This window comes from Gottfriedia sp. S16(2024) (assembly GCF_050473765.1).
Classification (GTDB): domain Bacteria; phylum Bacillota; class Bacilli; order Bacillales; family Bacillaceae_G; genus Gottfriedia.
This window is the reverse complement of sequence record NZ_JBFLUO010000001.1, coordinates 149,670-171,908: the sequence shown is the minus strand read 5'-3', so window position 1 is coordinate 171,908 and position 22,239 is coordinate 149,670. Positions and strand designations below refer to the sequence as shown.

The window sequence follows — 22,239 nt, the reverse complement described above, 5'->3', positions numbered from 1 at the left end:
TCATTTTTTAATTATTTCTTTAATATATATAGGACTAGGTGGTGCTAGAAAGGGGGGAACAGGGTGATTGAAATTTTTTTCAATGAACCCATTGACGCAGCTTATGTCTACGAACGATTACAAAAACGCTTAAGAAAGCAATCGAGACCATACATTTTAAGAAGACACAAAATCAATACAATTTTAATCACATTTCCTCAAAACACTGAAGATTTAATAAAAAGTATTTTAGTTCCGACACTAGTACAATTTATTTTACTTCAAAAAGAAGATAAATGGATTCAATCCATTTTACATACATCTTTTTTCTATGAGGAAGACGAGCAAAGTCAAATCATACCTATTGCACAATCATTATTAAGAGGTACTAGAAGAAGCATACCAAATCAGAAAAAAATTCGTAGAAGTAAGAATTTAGTATCATATGCACTTTCTGAGTATATAAAAGATGGAGTAAATTTTAGCTTCGATTCATTTATTACATTTCGTTTGAAGGAATATTATAAGCAGTTAGCCTATGTTTGTGAAATTGCAATAGATGAGTACAAGTTAGAAAACGAATACCAGAATCTTATTGAGAGTCTAAGACAGCAGGTACTTAAAACGGAAGCACTTATTCCTCATGTGCATATAGTGTTTGACGGGAAGTTTAGCGTTTATGATCATCTGTTTTTACCACTTACTAAAGATGTATTAAAAGAATATGGTAAACAAGTGGAAAATAGGGAATATATAGATAACGAATTAATTTTGCCCTTAACGGCAATTGCACCTAAAAGAATTCATTTATACACTTCATCAGTCGATATTTCATTGATTATTACACTTCAAAATATCTTTCAAGAACGAGTCCTAATACATACATTACAAGAGTTTTCACAGGAAAAATTGAAGTGAAAATTTATAATTTAAAAAAGCATTGTCATAAATAAGTTTCTTTGATATAATAAATTTCGTTGCGAACAAAGCATACGAATATTGACAACATCATGTCGCTATGTTATAGTAACGAAAGAAAAGAATACTTATTTGTTGAAGAAGAGGCACCCGCTTCTCACCTGGATGACGCAAAAAGCTGTTATCAGGTAACAGAATCATTAATTACTTTGATACTGTCAGTGTGGGTGTATTTATATACCCACACTTTTTTGTTGGGTTATGATTGCTTCAACGATACAAATTAAGATCATTCTTACAATACCTTGGAGGTGTTTTACTATTAGCAAAGACATGATGGTAAACGATGGAATTCGTGCTCGTGAAGTTCGATTAATTGGTCCTAACGGAGATCAACTTGGAATCAAGACAAAACAAGAGGCTCTTGAGTTAGCTTCGAATGTTAATCTTGATCTAGTGATGGTAGCACCAACGGCAAAACCACCTGTATGTCGTATTATGGACTACGGAAAATTCCGATTCGAGCAACAAAAGAAAGACAAAGAGAGCCGTAAAAACCAAAAAATTATTAGCATGAAAGAAGTTCGTTTAAGTCCAACAATTGATGAACATGACTTTAACACAAAACTTCGTAATGCAATTAAGTTCTTAGAAAAAGGCGATAAAGTTAAAGCGTCTATTCGTTTCAAAGGACGCGCTATTACGCATAAGGAAATTGGACAACGAGTACTTGATCGTTTCTCAACTGCTTGTGCAGAAGTTGCAACTGTTGAGTCACATCCAAAAATGGACGGTCGTAGTATGTTCTTAGTCTTAGCACCTAAAAACGAAAAGTAATTTATTTGAGGAGGAAACACGATATGCCTAAAATGAAAACTCACCGTGGTTCAGCAAAACGTTTTAAAAAGACTGGATCTGGTAAATTAAAACGTGGTCGTGCATACACAAGCCACTTATTCGCTAACAAATCTACAAAAGCAAAACGTAAATTACGTAAAGCTTCATTAGTAAGCAAAGGCGATTTCAAACGTATCCGCTTTATGCTTACAAACATGAAATAAGAACGATAAACGTATTAGATAGATATCTAGGAGGGAAACAATATGCCAAGAGTTAAAGGCGGTACAGTTACACGCGCTCGTCGTAAAAAGGTTATTAAATTAGCAAAAGGTTATTACGGTTCTAAACATACATTATTCAAAGTTGCAAACCAACAAGTTATGAAATCATTAATGTATGCTTACCGTGACCGTCGTCAAAAGAAACGTGATTTCCGTAAATTATGGATCACTCGTATCAACGCGGCTGCTCGTATGAACGGACTTTCTTACAGCCGTTTAATGCACGGATTAAAATTAGCAGGTATCGAAGTTAACCGTAAAATGTTAGCTGACCTAGCTGTTGCTGACGAAAAAGCATTTGCTGAATTAGCAAACGCTGCAAAAGCTAACTTAAAATAATTCGTTTAAAAAATCCTTAACATTTGTTAAGGATTTTTTTTCACTTAATGTATAAATTGGCAACGAGGAAGTTAATTCGACGTATTATCCAATTTTAGGAATAAAGTATAATTGCAACTAAACCTCTGTCTTCGCCTTAAGGCTTGCCAATCGGCAAGTTTTCTTTATTTGAATTGATTTTTTTAACGAAACTAAATTCTTTTTTCATGTTATTAACGTTGGATTCATGACAATATTTCGTGAATCCAGATGGAAATGAAAACTCTTTTTCTAATAAATTTATTTCTGCCTCATTATTATTTTGTACAGCTTTTTGAAGTCTTTTTAAGTAACTTCTACCTAGCTCAATTCGAGTAGCAATCTCTTCTTTTTTTGATGAAACTTGACCGTGGCCTGGAACTAACAATGAGAATTCAAATTTACTAATCAGTTCTTCTGCCTTATCTAAAGTAGTGTAGTAACTTTTTACACTATCAAATACAATCGGAAGTTCAAAATCAGATAAATAATCCCCTGTAATCCATATTCCTAAATTTTCAATATAGAGGAATAAACCATCTTTAGTATGTCCAGGAGAATGATAAAATCTTAATGTTGTTTGTCCTATTTTAATTTCCTGACCATCTTCACTAATAATTAAATCAATTTTTGGGAATTGTATTGGCTGGGCATGATTAATGTAATTATCATTGTAAAATTGACGGATTTTTGATAGTTTATTATCCTTTTCAGGATGGTTATGTAAATTTTCGCTACCAATCGTCTTAGCGTTAGGAAATGCATAATAACCTATGATGTGATCAAAATCTCCATGTGTAAAGTATAAATAAATAGGTCGTTCATTTTTAATTGAATCAACAAATTCCTTTATCTCATTTATTTCGTGAGGTAACCAAGTTGGATCTACGATAATGATACAATCGTTTGTTGTTACAACGGTTGAGTTTGTTTGAAATAATGCACTTTGAAATACTGTAATATTGTCATTTTGAAATAAAATCATTGAATTACTCCTTTGTATAATTTTTAGAAAATTATGCTTATGCTTAATATTGTATCAAATAAAAGAAAAAACCTTAATGAATTAACTACAAATATGTCAATTCAATAAGGTTTTAACTATATTCAATGATTATCTTGGAAAGAAATTTGGCTTAAGCGTTGTATCATCGTATCGCTTATGAAATACATGAGTTGTAGCAGGCGACATAGGAGGAATTAACCACTTCCAATTACCTGTTAACTCACGGCAACATGATTCTTCTTGTTTTTCAAATTGGAGAAATTGCTGTGCAGCAGAATGATGATCAACAATACTAACGCCATTTTTTTTATATGAATATAAAACGGCAATATTTAATTCAACTAGTGCACGATCTTTCCAAAGTGTACTGTTTCTTTTTGTATCTTGGCCGATAATTTTTGCTACTTTAGGCAACAGATTAAAACGACTTTCATCAGCAAAATTTCGAGCACCGATTTCAGTTCCCATATACCATCCATTAAATGGGGCAGCACTATAAGATATACCACCAATCTCTAGAGTCATATCTGATATCATCGGAACAGCATACCATTTAGTATTTAGAGGGGAAAAATCATATTCAGGATGTTCGATTGGTACTTCGAGTACGATTTCATTTGGAATTGTAAAATAGTTTGGTTCATGATTGTCTAAGGAATAAACTATGGGCAAAATATCGAAGTTAGTACCATTTCCTTTCCAACCAAGCTTCTCACATTCCTTTGTAAACATGATTGATTTTGGATCTCCAATTATTCCATTTTCTGTTTCATAGCCAGCATATCGTATAAGCTGGTGATTATGGATTTTAAGAGAGTTATTTGTTCCTAGATTCGGTTTAAAAATTGTAATTGTAGGCAGAATCTTACCTGAATTTGTAGCATATTTTATATGATGCAATATTTCGTGCTCTATACTTTTACCATCGTTAATATGGCGAGCATCTAAAACATGAAGCTTATCCCAAAATAGTCTACCGATACAGCGGTTACTATTGCGCCACGCCATTTTTGCACCGTGCTCTAATTCCTCATAAGTATGAGTGTAAATTCCAGTATCTCGAATCTCGGCTTCGATATTTTTTAATCGTTTTTCTATTTGATCGGATTTATCGAGTTCCTTATAGCATTGTGATATAAATGAAAATGCTTCTTTATATAAAGCGGAAGTTGTTATCATATTAATCTCCAAATGGTTAATTTAAAAATCTAGTAGTAATTTGTAAGCTTCATTATTATACCCCACAAATAATTTGGAGAAAATTAATATTAAATTTATATGTTTTAATAGGAGGGTTGAAGAAATATCTAAAAATTTTGTCAAAAAGAATCCCAAATTGTATAATGTTAAATGTACATAATCATAAAAAAAAGGATGGATGAGTTTGTCTACTTTAGATGCAAAGTTACAAATGTTAAAAGAACTAACGGATGCAAACGGCGTAGCAGGATTTGAACATGAACCACGTGAAGTAATGAGAAAATATATTACACCACTTGCTGATGAGGTTGTAACTGATAATTTAGGAAGCTTAATAGCAGTTAAAACCGGTGACCCAAATGGTCCAAGAATTGAAGTTGCTGGACATCTTGATGAAGTTGGATTTATGGTTACACAAATCGATGACAAAGGATTTTTACGTTTTCAAACAATTGGTGGCTGGTGGTCGCAAGTAATGCTTGCTCAGCGTGTTACCATTTCAACAAAAGAAGGTAATATTACAGGTATTATTGGTTCGAAGCCACCTCATATTATGAGTGCTGAAGCAAGAAGAAAAGTAGTAGACATTAAGGATATGTTTATTGATATCGGTGCTTCAAGTAAAGAAGAGGCATTAGAATATGGTGTTCGTCCTGGAGACCAAGTTGTTCCATATTTTGAATTCCAGACGATGAAAAACGAAAAACTATTATTAGCAAAAGCATGGGATAATCGTATCGGTTGTGCTATTGCAATTGACGTTTTAGAACAATTACAAGGTCAAGCACATCCAAATATTGTATTTGGAGTTGGAACAGTACAAGAAGAAGTAGGACTTCGTGGTGCGAAAACATCTACATATAAAATTGAACCAGATATCGGTTTTGCATTAGATGTCGGTGTTGCAGGTGACATGCCAGGTGTATCTGAAAGAGAAGCACAAGGCAAATTAGGCAAAGGCCCTCAAATCGTTTTATATGATGCATCAATGGTATCTCATAAAGATTTACGTGAATTTGTAGTAAGTGTAGCAGATGAAATTGGTATTCCATATCAATATGAATCAATGCCTGGCGGAGGAACTGACGCTGGTTCAATGCATATTACGATGAAAGGTGTTCCAGCATTAGCAGTCACAATTCCAACGAGATATATTCATTCACATTCTGGTATCCTTCATCGTGATGACTATGAAAATACAGTTAAATTACTCGTAGAAGTAATCAAACGATTAGATCGCGAAACAGTAGAGCGTTTAACATATAACTAAGAAAAAAAAATCCCTCATTTATTGAGGGATTTTTTTGTAGATTTAAATTGAATTGCCTACATCTTGCATTTTTAGGTAACCCCTTATGAGTAACTAAAAACCAAGAAATTATGGTTATAGTACGTCATGAAGCCCCTATGAGTAACTAAATAGCAAGATATGGCCGTTATAGTACCTCAAGAAGCCCTTAAGAGGAACTAAAATACAAAATTTTGCAGTTATAGTACCTCATAAAACTCATAAGAGTAACTAAATTTCACAATCTTGCTTTATTACATCCTCATGAATTTCACTTGAGTAAGTAATATTCATATCTCCGAAAAAACCCTTATTTATTAAGGTTTTTTTGCTTTATCTACCTACCACCCCAACCAGATTTTTCCACTTTTTGCGTATTTAGCGTTATCGAACTGAAACAAATTGTATTCTTCCTATAACTAGTTTGAAATAGTTTTGTCATATCTTATTGTTATCATAAATGCATGCTTTTCAATAAGGATACTCGGAAATAGAATTAAAAAAATGGATTTTTAGAGAATTTTTAAAGCAAATAAATAACAGATAGACTCCTATTTTGTAAATGGAGTTTAATAAGGAGCCAAGACTTTTATAGTACTTGGCTGATTTTTTTATATCTAGGGAGAATCCTTATTTAAAAATATGGAAAAGTAAAATAAATAGAAAGTTTTGAGGTGAGTTAATGAAAGCAAAAGTTAAAGTGAAAAACGTAACAAAGGTTTTCGGTAAATCTCCAAAGAACGCCATAAAGTTACTAGAAAAAGGCTACTCAAAGAAGCAAATTTTAGAGCAAACAAATTCAACAATTGGAGTGAATAATGCAAGCTTTGAAATATTTCCAGGTGAGATTTTTGTTGTGATGGGACTGTCAGGTAGTGGTAAATCAACCTTGATTAGAATGCTCAATCGGTTAATTGAACCAACAATCGGACAAATCTTGATCGACGATGAAGACATCGTAAAAATGAATCCTCAGCAGTTAAGAGATGTCCGTCGTAAAAAAATCAGTATGGTTTTCCAAAATTTTGCTTTGTTCCCACACAAGACAATTCTTGAAAATACTGAATATGGTTTGGAAATACAAAATATTTCACAGGAAGAAAGAACAGAAAAAGCTCTGAAGTCATTAGAAATAGTTGGCTTAAAAGGATATGAGCATCAATTCCCATCACAATTAAGTGGTGGTATGCAACAACGTGTTGGGCTTGCAAGGGCACTAACAAGTGACACGGATATTTTATTAATGGATGAAGCATTTAGCGCGCTCGATCCATTAATTCGTAAAGATATGCAGGACGAATTATTAGAACTGCAAGAGACGATGAAAAAGACGATTATCTTTATTACGCATGACCTCGATGAGGCTTTGCGTATTGGAGACAGAATTGCTCTTATGAAAGATGGTAACATAATGCAGATTGGTTCTCCTGAAGAGATCATGGTAAATCCAGCCAATGAATATGTTGAACGATTTGTAGAAGATGTAGACCTTTCAAAAGTATTAACGGCGGCTCATGTGCAGAAGCGTGCTGAAAGAATTACGCCTGACCGTGGACCGCGTGTAGCTTTACAAATAATGAGAGATCAAGGTTATTCAAGTATTTTTGTTGTCGATCGTAGACAAAAGCTACTTGGAGCCATTAATGCTGATGACGCTTCAAATGCTCTTATTAAAAATAAATCGGTAGAGGAAGTTATGCAAAAGGACATTGTGTCTGTTAATGAAGATACATTATTAACGGATGTAATCGGGGCACTGGCAACTTCTGCTCTTCCATTAGCTGTAGTAGATGAAAATAATCGATTAAAAGGCGTTATTATACGTGGAGCTGTTATCGGTGCTTTAGCAGGTAAAACAGACGATTTGAATATAAAAGGAGGTTAATATATGGGTATTCCAAAAATTCCGTTAGCTGAATGGATTGATAAAATTGTCGAAGTGATTATTAAAATTTTTCATCCTCTATTTAACGTAATAACCAACATCACAGAAACCCTTTTAAATGGCCTTGTTAAGGTTTTAGGACTTGGCCCATCCATTATTCTAATATTAATAATTTCATTACTGGCTTTTTATACAAGTAGGTGGACAGTTGGTCTGTTTACATTACTCGGATTGTTATTAATAGATAATCTTGGACTTTGGGATGCTACAGTTGATTCGTTAGCATTGATTTTATCAGCGATCGTTATTACTGTTGTAATTGGAATTCCTTTAGGGATTTGGACGTCGCAAAACGATCGAGTGAAACAAGTTCTTACTCCAATACTCGACTTTATGCAAACAATGCCAGCATTTGTCTATTTAATTCCAGCCATTCTCTTTTTTGGAATTGGGGTAGTTCCTGGTATTTTAGCTTCAGTCATATTTGCAATCCCACCTACAATACGCTTAACGAATTTAGGTATACGTGAGGTTCCAAATGATTTAATAGAGGCATCAAATGCTTTTGGATCAACAACGTGGCAAAGACTCTTTAAAGTGCAGTTACCTTTAGCAGCACCTACGATTTTAGCGGGTATTAATCAAAGTATTATGCTTGCATTATCGATGGTAGTTATTTCATCACTAGTAGGTGCTCCAGGATTAGGTGCCGAGGTTTATCGTGCAGTAACACAGATTAAAGTAGGTGAAGGGTTCGAGGCAGGAATATCAATTGTTATTGTTGCAATTATTCTTGACCGAATTTCTCAAAATCTTCGTCAACCTGCTTATGGGAAAAAAATTGCGAAAAAATATGTTTATGGGTTAATTGCATTAATCTTTTGTATTTCCGCCATTACAGTTGCCGCTTCAGGTGGTAAAGATCAAAAAAAATCTTCAAATAAAATAGGTGCCGAGGTTAATTTTGAGATTACCGGAATTGATCCAGGAGCTGGGTTAATGAAAGCAACTGAAAAAGCGATGAAGGATTATGGTTTAAAGGATTGGACATTAAAAGAAGGCTCTTCTGCAGCGATGACTGCTGAATTGAAAAAAGCGTATGAAAATAAAGAACCTATAATCGTTACAGCATGGACGCCTCACTGGATGTTTTCAAAATATAAATTAAAGTATTTAGAAGATCCAAAAGGGTCATTTGGTAAGGATGAAGAAATTCATACAGTAGTTAGAAAAGGATTAAAAGAAGACATGCCAGGTGCATATAAGATTTTAGATAACTTTTCATGGAAACCTTCTGATATGGAAGAAGTTATGAGTGATATTCAAGAAGGTGCGAAACCTGAGAATGCAGCGGCGAAATGGATCAAAAAGCATCAAGATCAAGTAAATAATTGGACGAAAGATGCTTCAAAAGGAAATGGTGAAAAAATTAGTCTCGTTTATGTTTCATGGGAATCTGAAGTAGCCAGTACAAATGTGATTGGAAAAGTACTTGAAAATCAAGGCTATGACGTTACATTAAAACAAGTTGAGGCAGGACCAATGTTTGCTGGTATCTCAGATGGAAGTGCAGATGCAATGGTCGCAGCTTGGCTTCCGACAACTCATAAAGATTACATGAATGAGTACAAAAAACAATTGGTTGATCTTGGACCGAATTTAAAAGGGACAAAATTAGGCTTAGTCGTACCAAAATATATGAAGATTAATTCGATCGATGATTTAAAAGGTAAAACGAAATAGTCAAAATAAAAGGACTAACGAAAAGTTAATAACTTAAGTTAGTCCTTTTTTATGTTTTGAACAGATTAGATTACTGACTTACTCCATTTTCTAATACTGAGAGTAGTTCATGCTTTTGATCTTCAGTAGCGTGACTCCAAAAAACTTCGAGAAGTACACCTAAACCTGGTAATACTTTTTCCTCGCCACTTTGAATAGCATCTACAATTGTTGCTTCTAATTGATCACTTTTATTACCTGAAATATTGTGAAGAACTGCTCCGCGAATATTAAAATTCATTTGGATTTCTCCTTTCATGTTAAGCTTAATGTAGTATTTGTAAACAGAAACGATTTTATGTATGATAAACGATATGATATACGATGAAAGGTAAAGGAAACTTATGAAACAAATTGATTCCATACAAAATAATTCTGTAAAGGCTTGGAAAAAACTACATACAAAAAAAGGAAGAGATAAAGCTAAACAATTTATCGTAGAAGGTTTTCATTTAGTGGAGGAGGCAATTAAGCATGATGCACCGATTCTTCATTTATTAATTAGTGAAGATATTGACTTACCTTCTAATTTTTCAACTGGGTCATTTGATATAATGTATATATCTAAAGAGGTTAGCAAAGAATTAAGCGAAACAGAAACATCTCAAGGAATTTTTGCAATTATTGAATTTTCTTTTGTAAGAATTGATTTTGAGAAAGTGTCAAAATTATTATTAATTGATGAAGTTCAAGATCCTGGGAATGTTGGAACAATGATTCGTACTGCGGATGCTGCTGGTTTTGATGGGGTTATTTTAGGCTCAGGTACAAGCGATCTATATAATGCTAAAACAATTCGATCCACTCAAGGTTCATTATTCCATTTACCAATATTACGTGGTGATTTAGTTGACGCAATTTCTAATTTAAAAGATAAAGGAATAACTGTTTACGGAACATCTCTTCAAAATGCAAAACCATTTAATGAAGTAAACGTTACAAATCGTTTTGCCATTATTGTAGGAAATGAAGGCAAAGGTGTGAATTCAACATTACTTTCATTAACTGATGAAAATCTATATATACCGATTTATGGTAAAGCCGAATCATTAAACGTTGGTATTGCAGCAGGGATTCTAATGTATAGTCTGTGAGAAATAGAAAATGTTAGAAGCCATTTGAGCTTTTTAAGTCAGTAAAAATGATTCAAATGATTTAGTAAATAATTATGTTGAGCAGTTGCATTAATTGAAAAAAATCAATATAATTAATTAAGAAAAATTTAATACATAAAAAGCTTTGACAGAGAGTAGTAAATTTGAATCTCTATTTTAGGGAAAAGGTGCCGTAGACTGTAAGCACTTTTATAGTAGACCAAATTGAATTCACCTCTTGAGCTAGCGCCGGGACCATTTTTAAATGTAAAGGCGACTCGGTCTATCTAAGTAGATCGTTATATGAATGAAGTGAGCAGTTAGTTTTTTGTAAATAATAACTGTTAATTAGGGTGGTACCGCGATCAATCCTCGTCCCTTTTTTGGGAGCGAGGTTTTTTTATGTTTAAATTTATGAATTTGAATAGGAGGATTATTCATGCAAGAGCGTTTAGTTTCTTTACAAGCAGAAGCGATTAAGCAAATAGAAGAAGCAAAAGATTTAAAAGCATTAAATGAAATAAGAATTGCCTATCTAGGGAAAAAAGGTCCGATTACTGAAGCAATGAAAGCAATGAAGGATTTATCTCCTGAAGAGCGCCCAAAAATGGGAGCAGTTGCTAATGAAGTACGTGCGGCAATCCAAGAAAAACTTGAAGCAAAGCAAGTTGTATTAGAACAAAATGCAATTAATGAGAAATTAGAAAGTGAATCAATTGACGTAACACTTCCAGGAAGACCAGTTCATGCAGGTGGAGCTCATCCATTAAGAGCGGTTATTCAAGAAATTGAAGATTTATTTATTGGAATGGGATATGAAATCGCAGAAGGTCCAGAAGTAGAAAAGGACTATTATAATTTCGAAGCCTTAAATTTACCAAAAGGTCATCCAGCTCGTGATATGCAGGATTCATTCTATATTTCTGAAGAAACATTAATGAGAACTCATACTTCACCTGTTCAAGCTAGAACAATGGAAGCAAACGCGGAAAAAGGACCAATTAAAATAATTTGTCCAGGTAAAGTTTATCGCCGTGACGATGATGATGCTACACATTCTCATCAATTCATGCAAATCGAAGGTCTTGTAATTGGTGAAAACATTTCAATGAGTGATTTAAAAGGTACTTTACAACTTTTTGCAAAAAAAATGTTTGGTGAAGATCGTGAAATTCGATTACGCCCAAGCTTCTTCCCATTCACTGAGCCTTCAGTAGAAATGGATATTTCTTGTATGAAATGTGGAGGAAAAGGCTGTAACATGTGTAAGCACACTGGATGGATTGAAATTTTAGGTGCAGGAATGGTGCATCCTAACGTACTTGAGATGGCTGGATATAATCCAAAAGAAGTTCAAGGATTTGCTTTCGGTATGGGTCCAGAACGTATTGCATTATTAAAATATGGTATTGATGATATTCGTCATTTCTATACGAACGATATAAGATTCTTAAAGCAATTCCAACAAATGTAAGGTAGGAGGGGACAAAACATGTTTGTATCAACAAAATGGTTACAAGAATACGTTGATTTAAGTGGTGTTACACCAGACGAGCTTGCAAAATTAATAACAAAAGCAGGTATTGAAGTTGAAGGTGTTAATCATCTTTCAGAAGGAATTAAAAATGTTGTAGTTGGTTATGTAATGGAACGTGAACAACATCCAGAGGCAGATAAATTATCAAAATGTACTGTTGATGTTGGAGAAGAACAACCAGTACAAATTATTTGTGGCGCACCAAATGTTGCTAAAGGTCAAAAAGTGATCGTGGCAAAGGTAGGCGCTGTTTTACCGGGGAATTTTAAAATTAAAAAAGCAAAATTACGTGGTGAAGTTTCTGAAGGAATGATTTGCTCTCTGCAAGAATTAGGAATTGAAGGCAAAGTCGTTGCAAAAGAATTCTCAAATGGAATTTTTGTTTTACCAAGTGATGCAGAAGTAGGAGCAGATGCATTAGATGTACTATATCGTGATGATGCGGTATTAGAACTTGGCTTAACACCAAACCGTGCTGATTGCTTAAATATGATTGGTGTTGCTTATGAGGTAGCTGCGATTTTAGATCGTGACGTGAAACTTCCAGCGATTAGCGCTCAATCAGCTATAACTGCTGATTATGTTTCAGTTTCAATTGAATCAAAAGAAGATGCACCATATTATAGTGCTAAATTAGTTAAAGGCGTAAAAATTGGTCCTTCTCCATTATGGATGCAAGCTCGTTTAATGAGTGCTGGTATTCGTCCGATTAATAATGTGGTTGATATTACGAACTATATTTTAATTGAGTATGGTCAACCATTACACGCGTTTGATTTTAATAAATTAAATAGTAATCAAATTATCGTTCGTCTTGCGAAAGAAAACGAAAAAATCATTACGCTTGATGGTGAAGAGCGCACATTACAGCCACATAATTTAGTAATCGCAACAGAAAAAGAAGCAGTTGCAGTTGCAGGTGTAATGGGTGGTCAAAGTACTGAAGTTGATGTTGAAACTGTAGACGTTTTAATTGAATCAGCTGTTTTCAGAGGTCAAAGTGTTCGCCAAACTTCAAAAGACCTGGGCTTACGTAGCGATTCAAGTGCTCGTTTTGAAAAAGGTATTGATGCATCTCGTACATTCCCTGCTTCTGAACGTGCTGCTCAGTTAATGGCTGAACTAGCTGGTGGAACAATTGTTGAAGGTACTGTTATTGCGGACAATTTAGTTGAAGATGCTAAAAAAGTTTCAGTTTCTGTTAGTAAGATTAATGGTGTTCTTGGTACATCAATTGATGCTGAAACAGTAAAAGATATTTTCCGTCGCTTAAGATTAGAAGCTACCGGAAATGGTGAAGTATTCACAATTACTGTTCCAAGTCGTCGTGGTGATCTTTCAATTGAAGAAGATTTAGTTGAAGAAGTAGGAAGATTATATGGCTATGATCATATTCCTGCTACATTACCAACGGGTGTTGCTAGCCGTGGGCAATTAACACCTTATCAAGCAAAACGTAGAAGAATTCGTCAGTATTTACAGCATGCAGGTCTTTACGAAGCTGTTACGTACTCTTTAACAAGCAATAATAAAGTAAAACGCTTTGCATTAGAAACAGTAGATGCAGAACCTGTACGTTTGGCATTACCTATGAGTGAAGAACGCAGTGAGCTACGTTTCAGTTTAGTACCACATTTATTAGATGCGATTGCATATAATGTTGCACGTAAAGAAGAAAATGTTCAACTATTTGAAACAGGCTCTGTATTCTTAACAAAAGAAAAGAACGATCTTCCACATGAAGAAGAATATTTAGCAGGAGCATTAACTGGTTTATGGTTGCAACATGCTTGGCAAGGCGAGAAAAAAGCTGTTGATTTCTATGTTGTAAAAGGTATTTTAGACGGATTATTTAATGAATTAGGTTTATCAAATAAAATAACTTATCTGGCTGCTAAGAAAGAAGAATTACACCCAGGACGTACTGCAAGTATTTTATTAAACGGAGAAGAAATTGGTTTTATCGGTCAAGTTCATCCTGTTACTCAAAAAGAGTGGGATCTTAAAGAAACGTATGTATTCCAATTATCTCTTGAAAAACTATTAAATACTGAATTTGATGATATTTTATACAATGCAATTCCTCGTTTCCCATCAATGAACCGAGATATGGCATTAGTAGTTGATTCAAAAGTATTTGCTGGTGATATTCTATCTACAATTCGTTCAACTGGTGGAAGACTTCTAAAGGATGCTACAATCTTCGATTTATACGAAGGAGATAAGATGGAAGCTGGTAAGAAATCAGTTGCCTTCTCATTAACATATTTCGATCCAGAACGTACTTTAACGGATGAAGAAGTAACTAAAGCTCATTCAAAAGTATTAAAAGCAGTAGAAGAAACACATAATGCTCAGTTACGTGGGTAAATAATTAATTAATAATATATTGAAATTGATAAAAACCAAGTTCTTTTTTTAAAGAATTTGGTTTTTTTGTGCTGCAGGTATGTCAGGCTTTACCTATATTCTTGATACAACTACTCAAAATTTAGATGCAGGTGAAGCGGTAAGATCACCTTTTCAAATAATATATATAAAAAACCCTTCAAAGTAGACGGGGTATAACTTTTTGCTGTCTACTATTGAAGGGTATTTAATCAGATATTTAAGTTAATATCAATAATCATACTTCAAAATTTATTTTCGATAAGCTTATTGAATCACTAAATATCTAGTCTAACGATGTTTAGTGCAGCACTATTTACACTTGCACCATCAACACTGTTTGCTAAATGGTCTGGGGTAGCACCAATATTTCTAAGCTGGAATTGTTCACCAGCTGTGAAATGTACCATTACCTCGCCATTAATTTGTAAATTTGTCATTGGACTATTAGGGAGATCTACACCAGTTCCGAATTCGCTGCCTTGAACCATGGTAAATATTGGAGTTAAGCCACTGAATATTGCATAAGCTCCTTCAATTGGTTGTGTGCCTGTACCACCCATATTTCTAAAAATCACACTGTAGTTAATTAAATAATCTCCGGTGCTCATTACTGTAATTGTATCTCCTCCAATAAGGGCGAAATCTCCAGAATTAAGTCCCACATTATTAAAGGATACTGGTGTATTTGTTGGTATATTACCTTGAGAATTAGTATTGTAAAAACTTGCATACATTGGAGTACAACTACATTCACCTGTTGCTCCCCTAGGTCCGGTTGCTCCAGTAGCACCAGTAGCACCAGTAGTACCAGTAGCGCCAGTAGCACCACGTTCACCAGTAGCACCAGTAGCGCCGGTAGCACCAGTAGCACCAGTAGCGCCAGTAGCACCAGTAGCGCCAGTAGCACCAGTAGCACCAGTATTGCCAGTAGCACCAGTATTGCCAGTAGCACCAGTATTGCCAGTAGCACCAGTATTGCCAGTAGCACCAGTAGCACCACGTTCACCAGTAGCGCCAGTAGCGCCAGTAGCACCAGTATTGCCAGTAGCACCAGTATTGCCAGTAGCACCAGTAGCACCAGTAGCACCAGTTGGACCAGTTGGACCAGTAGCGCCAGTAGCACCAGTAGCGCCAGTATTGCCAGTAGCACCACGTTCACCAGTAGCGCCAGTAGCACCAGTATTGCCAGTAGCACCAGTAGCACCACGTTCACCAGTAGCGCCAGTAGCACCAGTAGCGCCAGTAGCACCAGTATTGCCAGTATTGCCAGTAGCACCAGTAGCACCAGTAGCACCAGTAGCACCAGTAGCGCCAGTATTGCCAGTAGCACCAGTAGCACCAGTAGCACCAGTAGCGCCAGTTGGACCAGTTGGACCAGTTGGACCAGTTGGACCAGTTGGACCAGTTGGACCAGTTGGACCAGTAGCGCCAGTAGCGCCAGTAGCACCAGTTGGACCAGTAGCACCAGTAGCACCAGTAGCGCCAGTAGCGCCAGTAGTACCGGTTGCTCCCGCCGGTCCAGTTGGTCCCGCCGGTCCGGTTCCTGTAGCTCCATTATTTTCTACATTTACACAAACGTTTACATTTTGCTTTACGTTGCATCCGCAATTTCTTTTTCCACAATCATGACATCTATCATCATGACATCTGCAATCATCATGGTCGTGATTACATTTCTTGCATTTATCACGGCATCTGCAATCATCTTGATGGTGATCACATTTTCTGCATTTACATTTGCATTTGCAATTTTTATGTTTACATTTCTTGCATTTACATTTGGAATCATCATGGTCGTGATCACATTTCTTGCATTTATCTTCTTTGCTCAATAATTTCACCACCTTCAAGTATTCCTGTTATTTTATGAGACAAGCCATTAAGACGTTTGGGCGAATATAAATTATTTTTGAAAAATATTATATAAATAAAAAATTGTTTCAATATAAATTCATTTATTCTGGCTTGTAAAAAGCACTTAATTTTTTGAAAGGGAAATTATATTTGAATAATGATTAATTTGTACATGTTTTTTGACTCATTTTTTTGATAATAATGAACCAATTTGTCCTTTTTTTATACAATAAAATGTACAATTAAAATTTTATGAGAGGTGTATTTTTTTGCCACTACCACCATTACCACCACGATTTCCACAACCTTCAGAACAACCAGAAGAACCAGAAATGTCACTAAATACAGATCCTTCAGATTCGCCTGTAACAAATTCTCATTTTTCACCTAGTTATTCATTTGATTCGAATGATTCAAATGATTCAAATGGTTTAATTGGACCAGTAGGACCAATAGGACCTATGGGTCCAACAGGTCCAACAGGTGCAACAGGCCCACGAGGAGAAAGAGGTAAGCGAGGTAAAGAAGGTGATGATGGAGACAGAGGTCCAAGAGGTCATATGGGACCAATGGGACCAATGGGACCGATGGGACCGACGGGACCAACATCACCACCTGTATTTGTCTTAGGCCCAACAGGCCCAGCGGGAGCAACAGGTCCAGCGGGAGCAACAGGCCCAGCGGGAGCAACAGGTCCAGCGGGAGCAACAGGTCCAGCGGGAGCAACAGGCCCAGCGGGAGCAACAGGTCCAGCGGGAGCAACAGGTCCAGCGGGAGCAACAGGCCCAGCGGGAGCAACAGGTCCAGCGGGAGCAACAGGTCCAGCGGGAACACCAGGAGCAGACGGAGCAACAGGCCCAGCAGGAGCAGACGGAGCAACAGGCCCAGCAGGAGCAACAGGTCCAGCAGGAGCACCAGGAGCAGACGGAGCAACAGGCCCAGCAGGAGCAACAGGTCCAGCAGGAGCAGCAGGAGCAGACGGAGCGACAGGCCCAGCAGGAGCAACAGGAGCAGACGGAGCAACAGGCCCAGCGGGAGCAACAGGCCTAGCAGGAGCAACAGGCCCAGCAGGAGCAACAGGCCCAGCAGGAGCAACAGGAGCAGACGGAGCAACAGGCCCAGCAGGAGCAACAGGTCCAGCAGGAGCAACAGGTCCAGCAGGAGCAACAGGAGCAGACGGAGCAACAGGCCCAGCAGGAGCAACAGGTCCAGCAGGAGCAACAGGTCCAGCAGGAGCAACAGGAGCAGACGGAGCGACAGGAGCAGCGGGAGCAACAGGTCCAGCAGGAGCAACAGGTCCAGCAGGAGCAACAGGTCCAGCAGGAGCAACAGGAGCAGACGGAGCGACAGGAGCAGCGGGAGCAACAGGCCCAGCAGGAGCAACAGGCCCAGCAGGAGCAACAGGTCCAGCAGGAGTAACAGGTCCAGCAGGAGCAACAGGAGCAGACGGAGCAACAGGCCCAGCGGGAGCAACAGGTCCAGCAGGAGCAACAGGTTCAGCAGGTATACCAGGTACAGGTGCAATCATTCCGTTTGCATCAGGTGCACCAATTGCAATGGCATCAGTAGATGTTCTTGGAGTCAGTGTAGCTAGTACGGCAGGTCTTGTAGGATTTGGAATTTCACTTCCGAATGTTTCATTATTACCTGGACCAGCGATTAATTTAACTGGAACTGGATTGCCAACTGAGATTCTTGATTTTGCATTCTCAATGCCTAGAGATGGTATTATTACAGCTATTTCTGCATCTTATAGTAATGTAGTAGCTTTGAATATTTTAGGAACGAGTATTACGGTTACTGCACAATTATATAGTGCACCGGTAAATAGCAATAACTTTACTCCAGTTTCAGGTGCAAGCGTCACTTTACCAGCTCTAGTAGGTCCGCTTACAATAGGCCAAATCACAAGCGGTATTTCTACACCTTTAGCAATACCAGTCACAGCACAAACTCGTTTAATGATGGTATATACTGCAACTGGATCTGGTATTAGCCTTGTTAATACTGTTACGGGATATGCTAGCGCAGGAGTAGCTATTAATTAATAGATAATAATGATAAATAGAATTAAAATTTGACTCTATTAAACTAGATCATATATGACTATCATTGATAGTTTTGAATCTAGTAAGTAGAGTTTTTTTGCGGATTTTTAATAGAAATAGTATTAATATCCAAACAAACTTGTCCTACAAAAATATGATAAAGTGTACGTCAAAATATTTTTGGAGGTGTATCTATTTGCCAATACCACCAGGCCCACCAGGCCCACCAATTCCACCATTATTCCCACTACCGCCTAGTCCAACGGGTCCAACTGGAGCAACAATGCCGCCAGGCCCAGGAGTACCGCCACCAGCTCCTCCAGGCCCGTCAGGAATCACAGGTCCAACAGGCCCACAAGGCCCAACAGGTTCAGCAGGAGCAACAGGTCCAGCGGGAGCGACAGGCCCAGCAGGAGCAACAGGTCCAGCAGGAGCAACAGGTCCAGCAGGAGCAACAGGCCCAGCGGGAGCAACAGGTTCAGACGGAGCGCCAGGCCCAGCAGGAGCAACAGGTCCAGCAGGAGCAACAGGTCCAGCAGGAGCAACAGGTTCAGACGGAGCGACAGGCCCAGCAGGAGCAACAGGAGCAGACGGAGCGACAGGCCCAGCGGGAGCAACAGGTCCAGCAGGAGCGGCAGGAGCAGACGGAGCGACAGGTCCAGCGGGAGCAACAGGTCCAGCAGGAGCGACAGGAGCAGACGGAGCGACAGGTCCAGCAGGAGCAACAGGCCCAGCAGGAGCAACAGGAGCAGACGGAGCGACAGGCCCAGCAGGAGCAACAGGTCCAGCAGGAGCAACAGGTCCAGCAGGAGCAACAGGAGCAGACGGAGCGACAGGCCCAGCAGGAGCAACAGGCCCAGCAGGAGTAACAGGTCCAGCAGGAGCAACAGGCCCAGCAGGAGCAGACGGAGCAACAGGCCCAGCAGGAGCAACAGGAGCAGACGGAGCAACAGGCCCAGCCGGAGCAACAGGAGCAGACGGAGCAACAGGCCCAGCCGGAGCAACAGGAGCAGACGGAGCAACAGGCCCAGCAGGAGCAACAGGTCCAGCAGGAGCAACAGGTCCAGCAGGAGCAACAGGAGCAGATGGAGCGACAGGCCCAGCAGGAGCAACAGGTCCAGCAGGAGCAACAGGAGCAGACGGAGCGACAGGCCCAGCAGGAGCAACAGGTCCAGCAGGAGCAACAGGAGTAGACGGAGCGACAGGCCCAGCGGGAGCAACAGGTCCAGCGGGGGCAACAGGAGCAGACGGAGCGACAGGCCCAGCGGGAGCAACAGGTCCAGCGGGGGCAACAGGAGCAGACGGAGCGACAGGCCCAGCGGGAGCAACAGGTCCAGCGGGGGCAACAGGAGCAGACGGAGCGACAGGCCCAGCGGGAGCAACAGGTCCAGCGGGGGCAACAGGAGTAGACGGAGCGACAGGCCCAGCAGGAGCAACAGGTCCAGCAGGAGCAACAGGAGCAGACGGAGCGACAGGCCCAGCAGGAGCAACAGGTCCAGCGGGAGCAACAGGTCCAGCGGGAGCAACAGGCCCAGCCGGAGCGACAGGCCCAGCAGGAGCAACAGGTCCAGCGGGAGCAACAGGAGCAGACGGAGCGACAGGCCCAGCAGGAGCAACAGGTCCAGCGGGAGCAACAGGAGCAACGGGTCCGAGTGTAACTTCAACTGGATTCTCAGCATTCATTCCAAGTGTAAATACTGCTGCTACAGCTCAATTAACTAACTGGAGTGTTGCTAGTCCACATTTCAGTTCACCAGCTTTTGATCCAACACTTGGTAATTTTACAGTACCTGCTACAGGAAGATATACTTTTGAAGCAACAATTAACTATTCTACAACTGCAACAATAACGGCTGCTATCGGAGCAGGGATCAATCCTTCTTTTGTAATACGTAGAACTGCTCCTACTACTGCTGACTTAATAAGTGGTTTAGTACCAATTTTAGATGTAAATATACTTGCAGTACTGAACTTAAGAGCAATTCTAGGAGATGGAGCTGTCACGATTACAGGTGATTTCGAATTAACTGCAGGAGATGTGATTGGCCTCTTCTATGAAGCAGACGGATTGACAGTTCAGCTTACTTTAGGTGGAAACAATACAGCTGGTATCACTTGGTCAGTTCACCGTATTTCTTAACAATCACTCTTAGAGATTAGTAGTCCAATATTAAGGTGATGACAGTCCTCATTAATTATTCAATAGTAATCTATTCGAATAAATTAATGAGGATTTTTTTATTAAATAATTAATACTGACCAAATATTTCCATCTTGAATATATTGATTAATGTATGTGTTATTTAGATATATGAAGGGGAATAAATTTAAAAGAAATCATACTTGCTAATGCAGTGAGATACTAAGAAGGTGTTTAATGAATGAAAACTAGTATTATTATTTTGACCTATAATCAGCTCGAGGTATCGAAAAAATGCTTTGAAAGTCTTGCGAAATATACAAAGAAAGATGAAGTAGAAATCATTGTTATTGATAATGGCTCGACTGATGGTACCCGAGATTATTTAAAGAATAATCCTTCTTTTATTACAATCTTTAATGAGATAAATATGGGGTTTGCTAAAGGGTGTAATCAAGGAATTGAAGTCGCAACAGGTGATAACTTGTTATTTTTAAATAATGATACAATCGTTACAGAAAATTGGTTAGAAGCAATGCTTACTCTTTTATATAGTAACGATAAAATTGGCATGGTTGGACCTGTTAGTAATTATGTAAGTGGATTGCAGCGAATTAATGTTGATTATCAAAATGATCAAGAAATTAATGATTTTTCATTAAAATATTGTGCCAATGTAAAAGGAATGTCTAAGCAAGTATTAAGATTAGTAGGATTTTGTTTATTAGTTAGACGCGAATTAATTGATCGGTTAGTAGGATTTGATGAGAGATTTAAACTAGGTTCATTTGAGGATGATGATATTTGTTTAAGAACTATTTTAGAAGGATATGAATTGCATATTGCATTAGATTCATTTGTTCATCATTATGGCCACATGACATTTAATGGAAATAGTGATATTAACATAAATCACCTATATATTGAAAATAGAATGAAGTATATCGAGAAGTGGGGAAACAATCTAATTGATATTGGTTATCCGAAGACGGAAGTTATTGAAATGGTACCGGGTAACATAAATAATGTATTAGAAATTGGTTGCTTAGCAGGAGCTACAGGTCTAGAAATTAAAAATCTATACAAATGTGAATTATATGGAACAGAAAGTGATTCAGAGTTATCCTCAATTGCATCACAATTTTATAAGAGGGTTGATACAATCGGTGTTGACGAAGTGCCCCACAGTTATCCTAAGGCGTTTTTTGATTTAATCATAATTGATAATATTGTAAACCATCTTGTAGATCCTTGGAGTTATGTAAAAGAAATCACTAATCTTTTAAAACCATCTGGCTCAATTATTTGTAGAGTTCCAAATGTTTCCCATGGTGAAGTTCTCTTTCAATTACTACAAGGCCAATGGAATTATATACACGCTGGGATATTGAAAAAAGAAAATATTAGATTTTTCACGCCTCAAACAATTAATACGCTATTTCCAACTGACCAATTTGAAATGACCACGAAAAAGAATGAAAATATATATGTAGATTTAAATATTAAGTTGTTTTTTGAAGAAGTAGTTCACCTAGCTCATAGTTTTGGAATAAATCTTGAACAACTAACTTCAAATCTTGAAATATATAATATGCTCATGTTAATAAGGAAAAAATGATTAAAAGGCAGTTGAGAGATT

General features: G+C 38.0%; 17 protein-coding genes and 2 other annotated features. Of the genes, 13 read left to right on the top strand and 4 right to left on the bottom strand.

Annotated elements, in window-relative coordinates:
* The first annotated feature begins 63 nt into the window (after positions 1-63).
* The 4 genes from ytxC to rplT all read left to right on the top strand — a co-directional run bounded on the left by ytxC (position 64) and on the right by rplT (position 2,357).
* Positions 64-897: a sporulation protein YtxC gene (gene ytxC, locus AB1282_RS00990; RefSeq protein WP_429898264.1), complete on the top strand. Its 834-nt coding sequence runs from the start codon at positions 64-66 to the stop codon at positions 895-897.
* Positions 898-1,029: 132 nt separating this feature from the next.
* Positions 1,030-1,156 (top strand) — a sequence feature (ribosomal protein L20 leader region).
* A 74-nt stretch (positions 1,157-1,230) separates the two neighbouring features.
* Positions 1,231-1,734 (top strand): translation initiation factor IF-3, encoded by a 504-nt coding sequence (infC, locus tag AB1282_RS00985; protein ID WP_069034593.1) that lies wholly within the window; start codon positions 1,231-1,233, stop codon positions 1,732-1,734.
* A gap of 23 nt (positions 1,735-1,757) precedes the next feature.
* Positions 1,758-1,958 (top strand): 50S ribosomal protein L35, encoded by a 201-nt coding sequence (gene rpmI / locus AB1282_RS00980; RefSeq protein ID WP_025568429.1) that lies wholly within the window; start codon positions 1,758-1,760, stop codon positions 1,956-1,958.
* 42 nt (positions 1,959-2,000) lie between these two features.
* Complete coding sequence (rplT, locus tag AB1282_RS00975) at positions 2,001-2,357, top strand: 50S ribosomal protein L20 (RefSeq protein WP_025568430.1); 357 nt, start codon at positions 2,001-2,003, stop codon at positions 2,355-2,357.
* Between the two features lie 136 nt (positions 2,358-2,493).
* On the opposite strand, the gene AB1282_RS00970 is transcribed toward rplT, so the two are convergent.
* Together AB1282_RS00970 and AB1282_RS00965 are read right to left on the bottom strand one after the other, a co-directional pair.
* Positions 2,494-3,360 (bottom strand): MBL fold metallo-hydrolase, encoded by an 867-nt coding sequence (locus AB1282_RS00970; RefSeq protein ID WP_056472280.1) that lies wholly within the window; start codon positions 3,358-3,360, stop codon positions 2,494-2,496.
* 129 nt (positions 3,361-3,489) lie between these two features.
* Positions 3,490-4,560, bottom strand: a complete 1,071-nt coding sequence (locus AB1282_RS00965; protein WP_056472284.1) for a nitric oxide synthase oxygenase — start codon at positions 4,558-4,560, stop codon at positions 3,490-3,492.
* A 205-nt stretch (positions 4,561-4,765) separates the two neighbouring features.
* Here AB1282_RS00965 and AB1282_RS00960 point away from each other — a divergent pair, with 205 nt between their 5' ends.
* The 3 genes from AB1282_RS00960 to AB1282_RS00950 all read left to right on the top strand — a co-directional run bounded on the left by AB1282_RS00960 (position 4,766) and on the right by AB1282_RS00950 (position 9,497).
* A complete protein-coding gene (locus tag AB1282_RS00960) occupies positions 4,766-5,851 on the top strand; it encodes a M42 family metallopeptidase (protein WP_056472286.1) in 1,086 nt (361 codons plus the stop codon).
* Between the two features lie 700 nt (positions 5,852-6,551).
* Positions 6,552-7,754 (top strand): glycine betaine/L-proline ABC transporter ATP-binding protein ProV, encoded by a 1,203-nt coding sequence (gene proV, locus AB1282_RS00955; RefSeq protein WP_056472290.1) that lies wholly within the window; start codon positions 6,552-6,554, stop codon positions 7,752-7,754.
* 3 nt (positions 7,755-7,757) lie between these two features.
* Positions 7,758-9,497, top strand: a complete 1,740-nt coding sequence (locus AB1282_RS00950; protein WP_429898263.1) for a glycine betaine ABC transporter substrate-binding protein — start codon at positions 7,758-7,760, stop codon at positions 9,495-9,497.
* 70 nt (positions 9,498-9,567) lie between these two features.
* Here the strand turns inward: AB1282_RS00950 and sspI are convergent, their stop codons facing one another.
* Entirely contained in the window at positions 9,568-9,777 is a 210-nt protein-coding gene (gene sspI, locus AB1282_RS00945; protein WP_056472294.1) for a small acid-soluble spore protein SspI, read from the bottom strand.
* Positions 9,778-9,880: 103 nt separating this feature from the next.
* On the opposite strand from sspI, the gene AB1282_RS00940 reads away from it, so the two are divergent.
* The 3 genes from AB1282_RS00940 to pheT all read left to right on the top strand — a co-directional run bounded on the left by AB1282_RS00940 (position 9,881) and on the right by pheT (position 14,537).
* On the top strand, positions 9,881-10,630 hold the full coding sequence (locus AB1282_RS00940; RefSeq protein WP_429898262.1) for a TrmH family RNA methyltransferase: 750 nt from the start codon (positions 9,881-9,883) through the stop codon (positions 10,628-10,630).
* Positions 10,631-10,766: 136 nt separating this feature from the next.
* Positions 10,767-11,013, top strand: a binding site (T-box leader).
* Between the two features lie 56 nt (positions 11,014-11,069).
* Complete coding sequence (pheS, locus tag AB1282_RS00935; protein WP_056472299.1) at positions 11,070-12,104, top strand: phenylalanine--tRNA ligase subunit alpha; 1,035 nt, start codon at positions 11,070-11,072, stop codon at positions 12,102-12,104.
* 18 nt (positions 12,105-12,122) lie between these two features.
* Complete coding sequence (gene pheT / locus AB1282_RS00930) at positions 12,123-14,537, top strand: phenylalanine--tRNA ligase subunit beta (protein ID WP_056472301.1); 2,415 nt, start codon at positions 12,123-12,125, stop codon at positions 14,535-14,537.
* Between the two features lie 296 nt (positions 14,538-14,833).
* On the opposite strand, the gene AB1282_RS00925 is transcribed toward pheT, so the two are convergent.
* Positions 14,834-16,390, bottom strand: a complete 1,557-nt coding sequence (locus AB1282_RS00925) for a hypothetical protein (RefSeq protein WP_429898261.1) — start codon at positions 16,388-16,390, stop codon at positions 14,834-14,836.
* 291 nt (positions 16,391-16,681) lie between these two features.
* On the opposite strand from AB1282_RS00925, the gene AB1282_RS00920 reads away from it, so the two are divergent.
* The 3 genes from AB1282_RS00920 (at position 16,682) to AB1282_RS00910 (ending at position 22,218) form a co-directional block, all read left to right on the top strand.
* Positions 16,682-18,460 carry an exosporium glycoprotein BclB-related protein gene (locus AB1282_RS00920; protein ID WP_429898260.1) on the top strand — a complete coding sequence of 593 codons (1,779 nt, stop codon included), beginning with the start codon at positions 16,682-16,684 and terminating at the stop codon, positions 18,458-18,460.
* Positions 18,461-18,656: 196 nt separating this feature from the next.
* On the top strand, positions 18,657-20,600 hold the full coding sequence (locus AB1282_RS00915) for a collagen-like protein (protein WP_429898259.1): 1,944 nt from the start codon (positions 18,657-18,659) through the stop codon (positions 20,598-20,600).
* A gap of 241 nt (positions 20,601-20,841) precedes the next feature.
* Entirely contained in the window at positions 20,842-22,218 is a 1,377-nt protein-coding gene (locus AB1282_RS00910; protein WP_056472306.1) for a glycosyltransferase, read from the top strand.
* Positions 22,219-22,239: the final 21 nt, after the last annotated feature.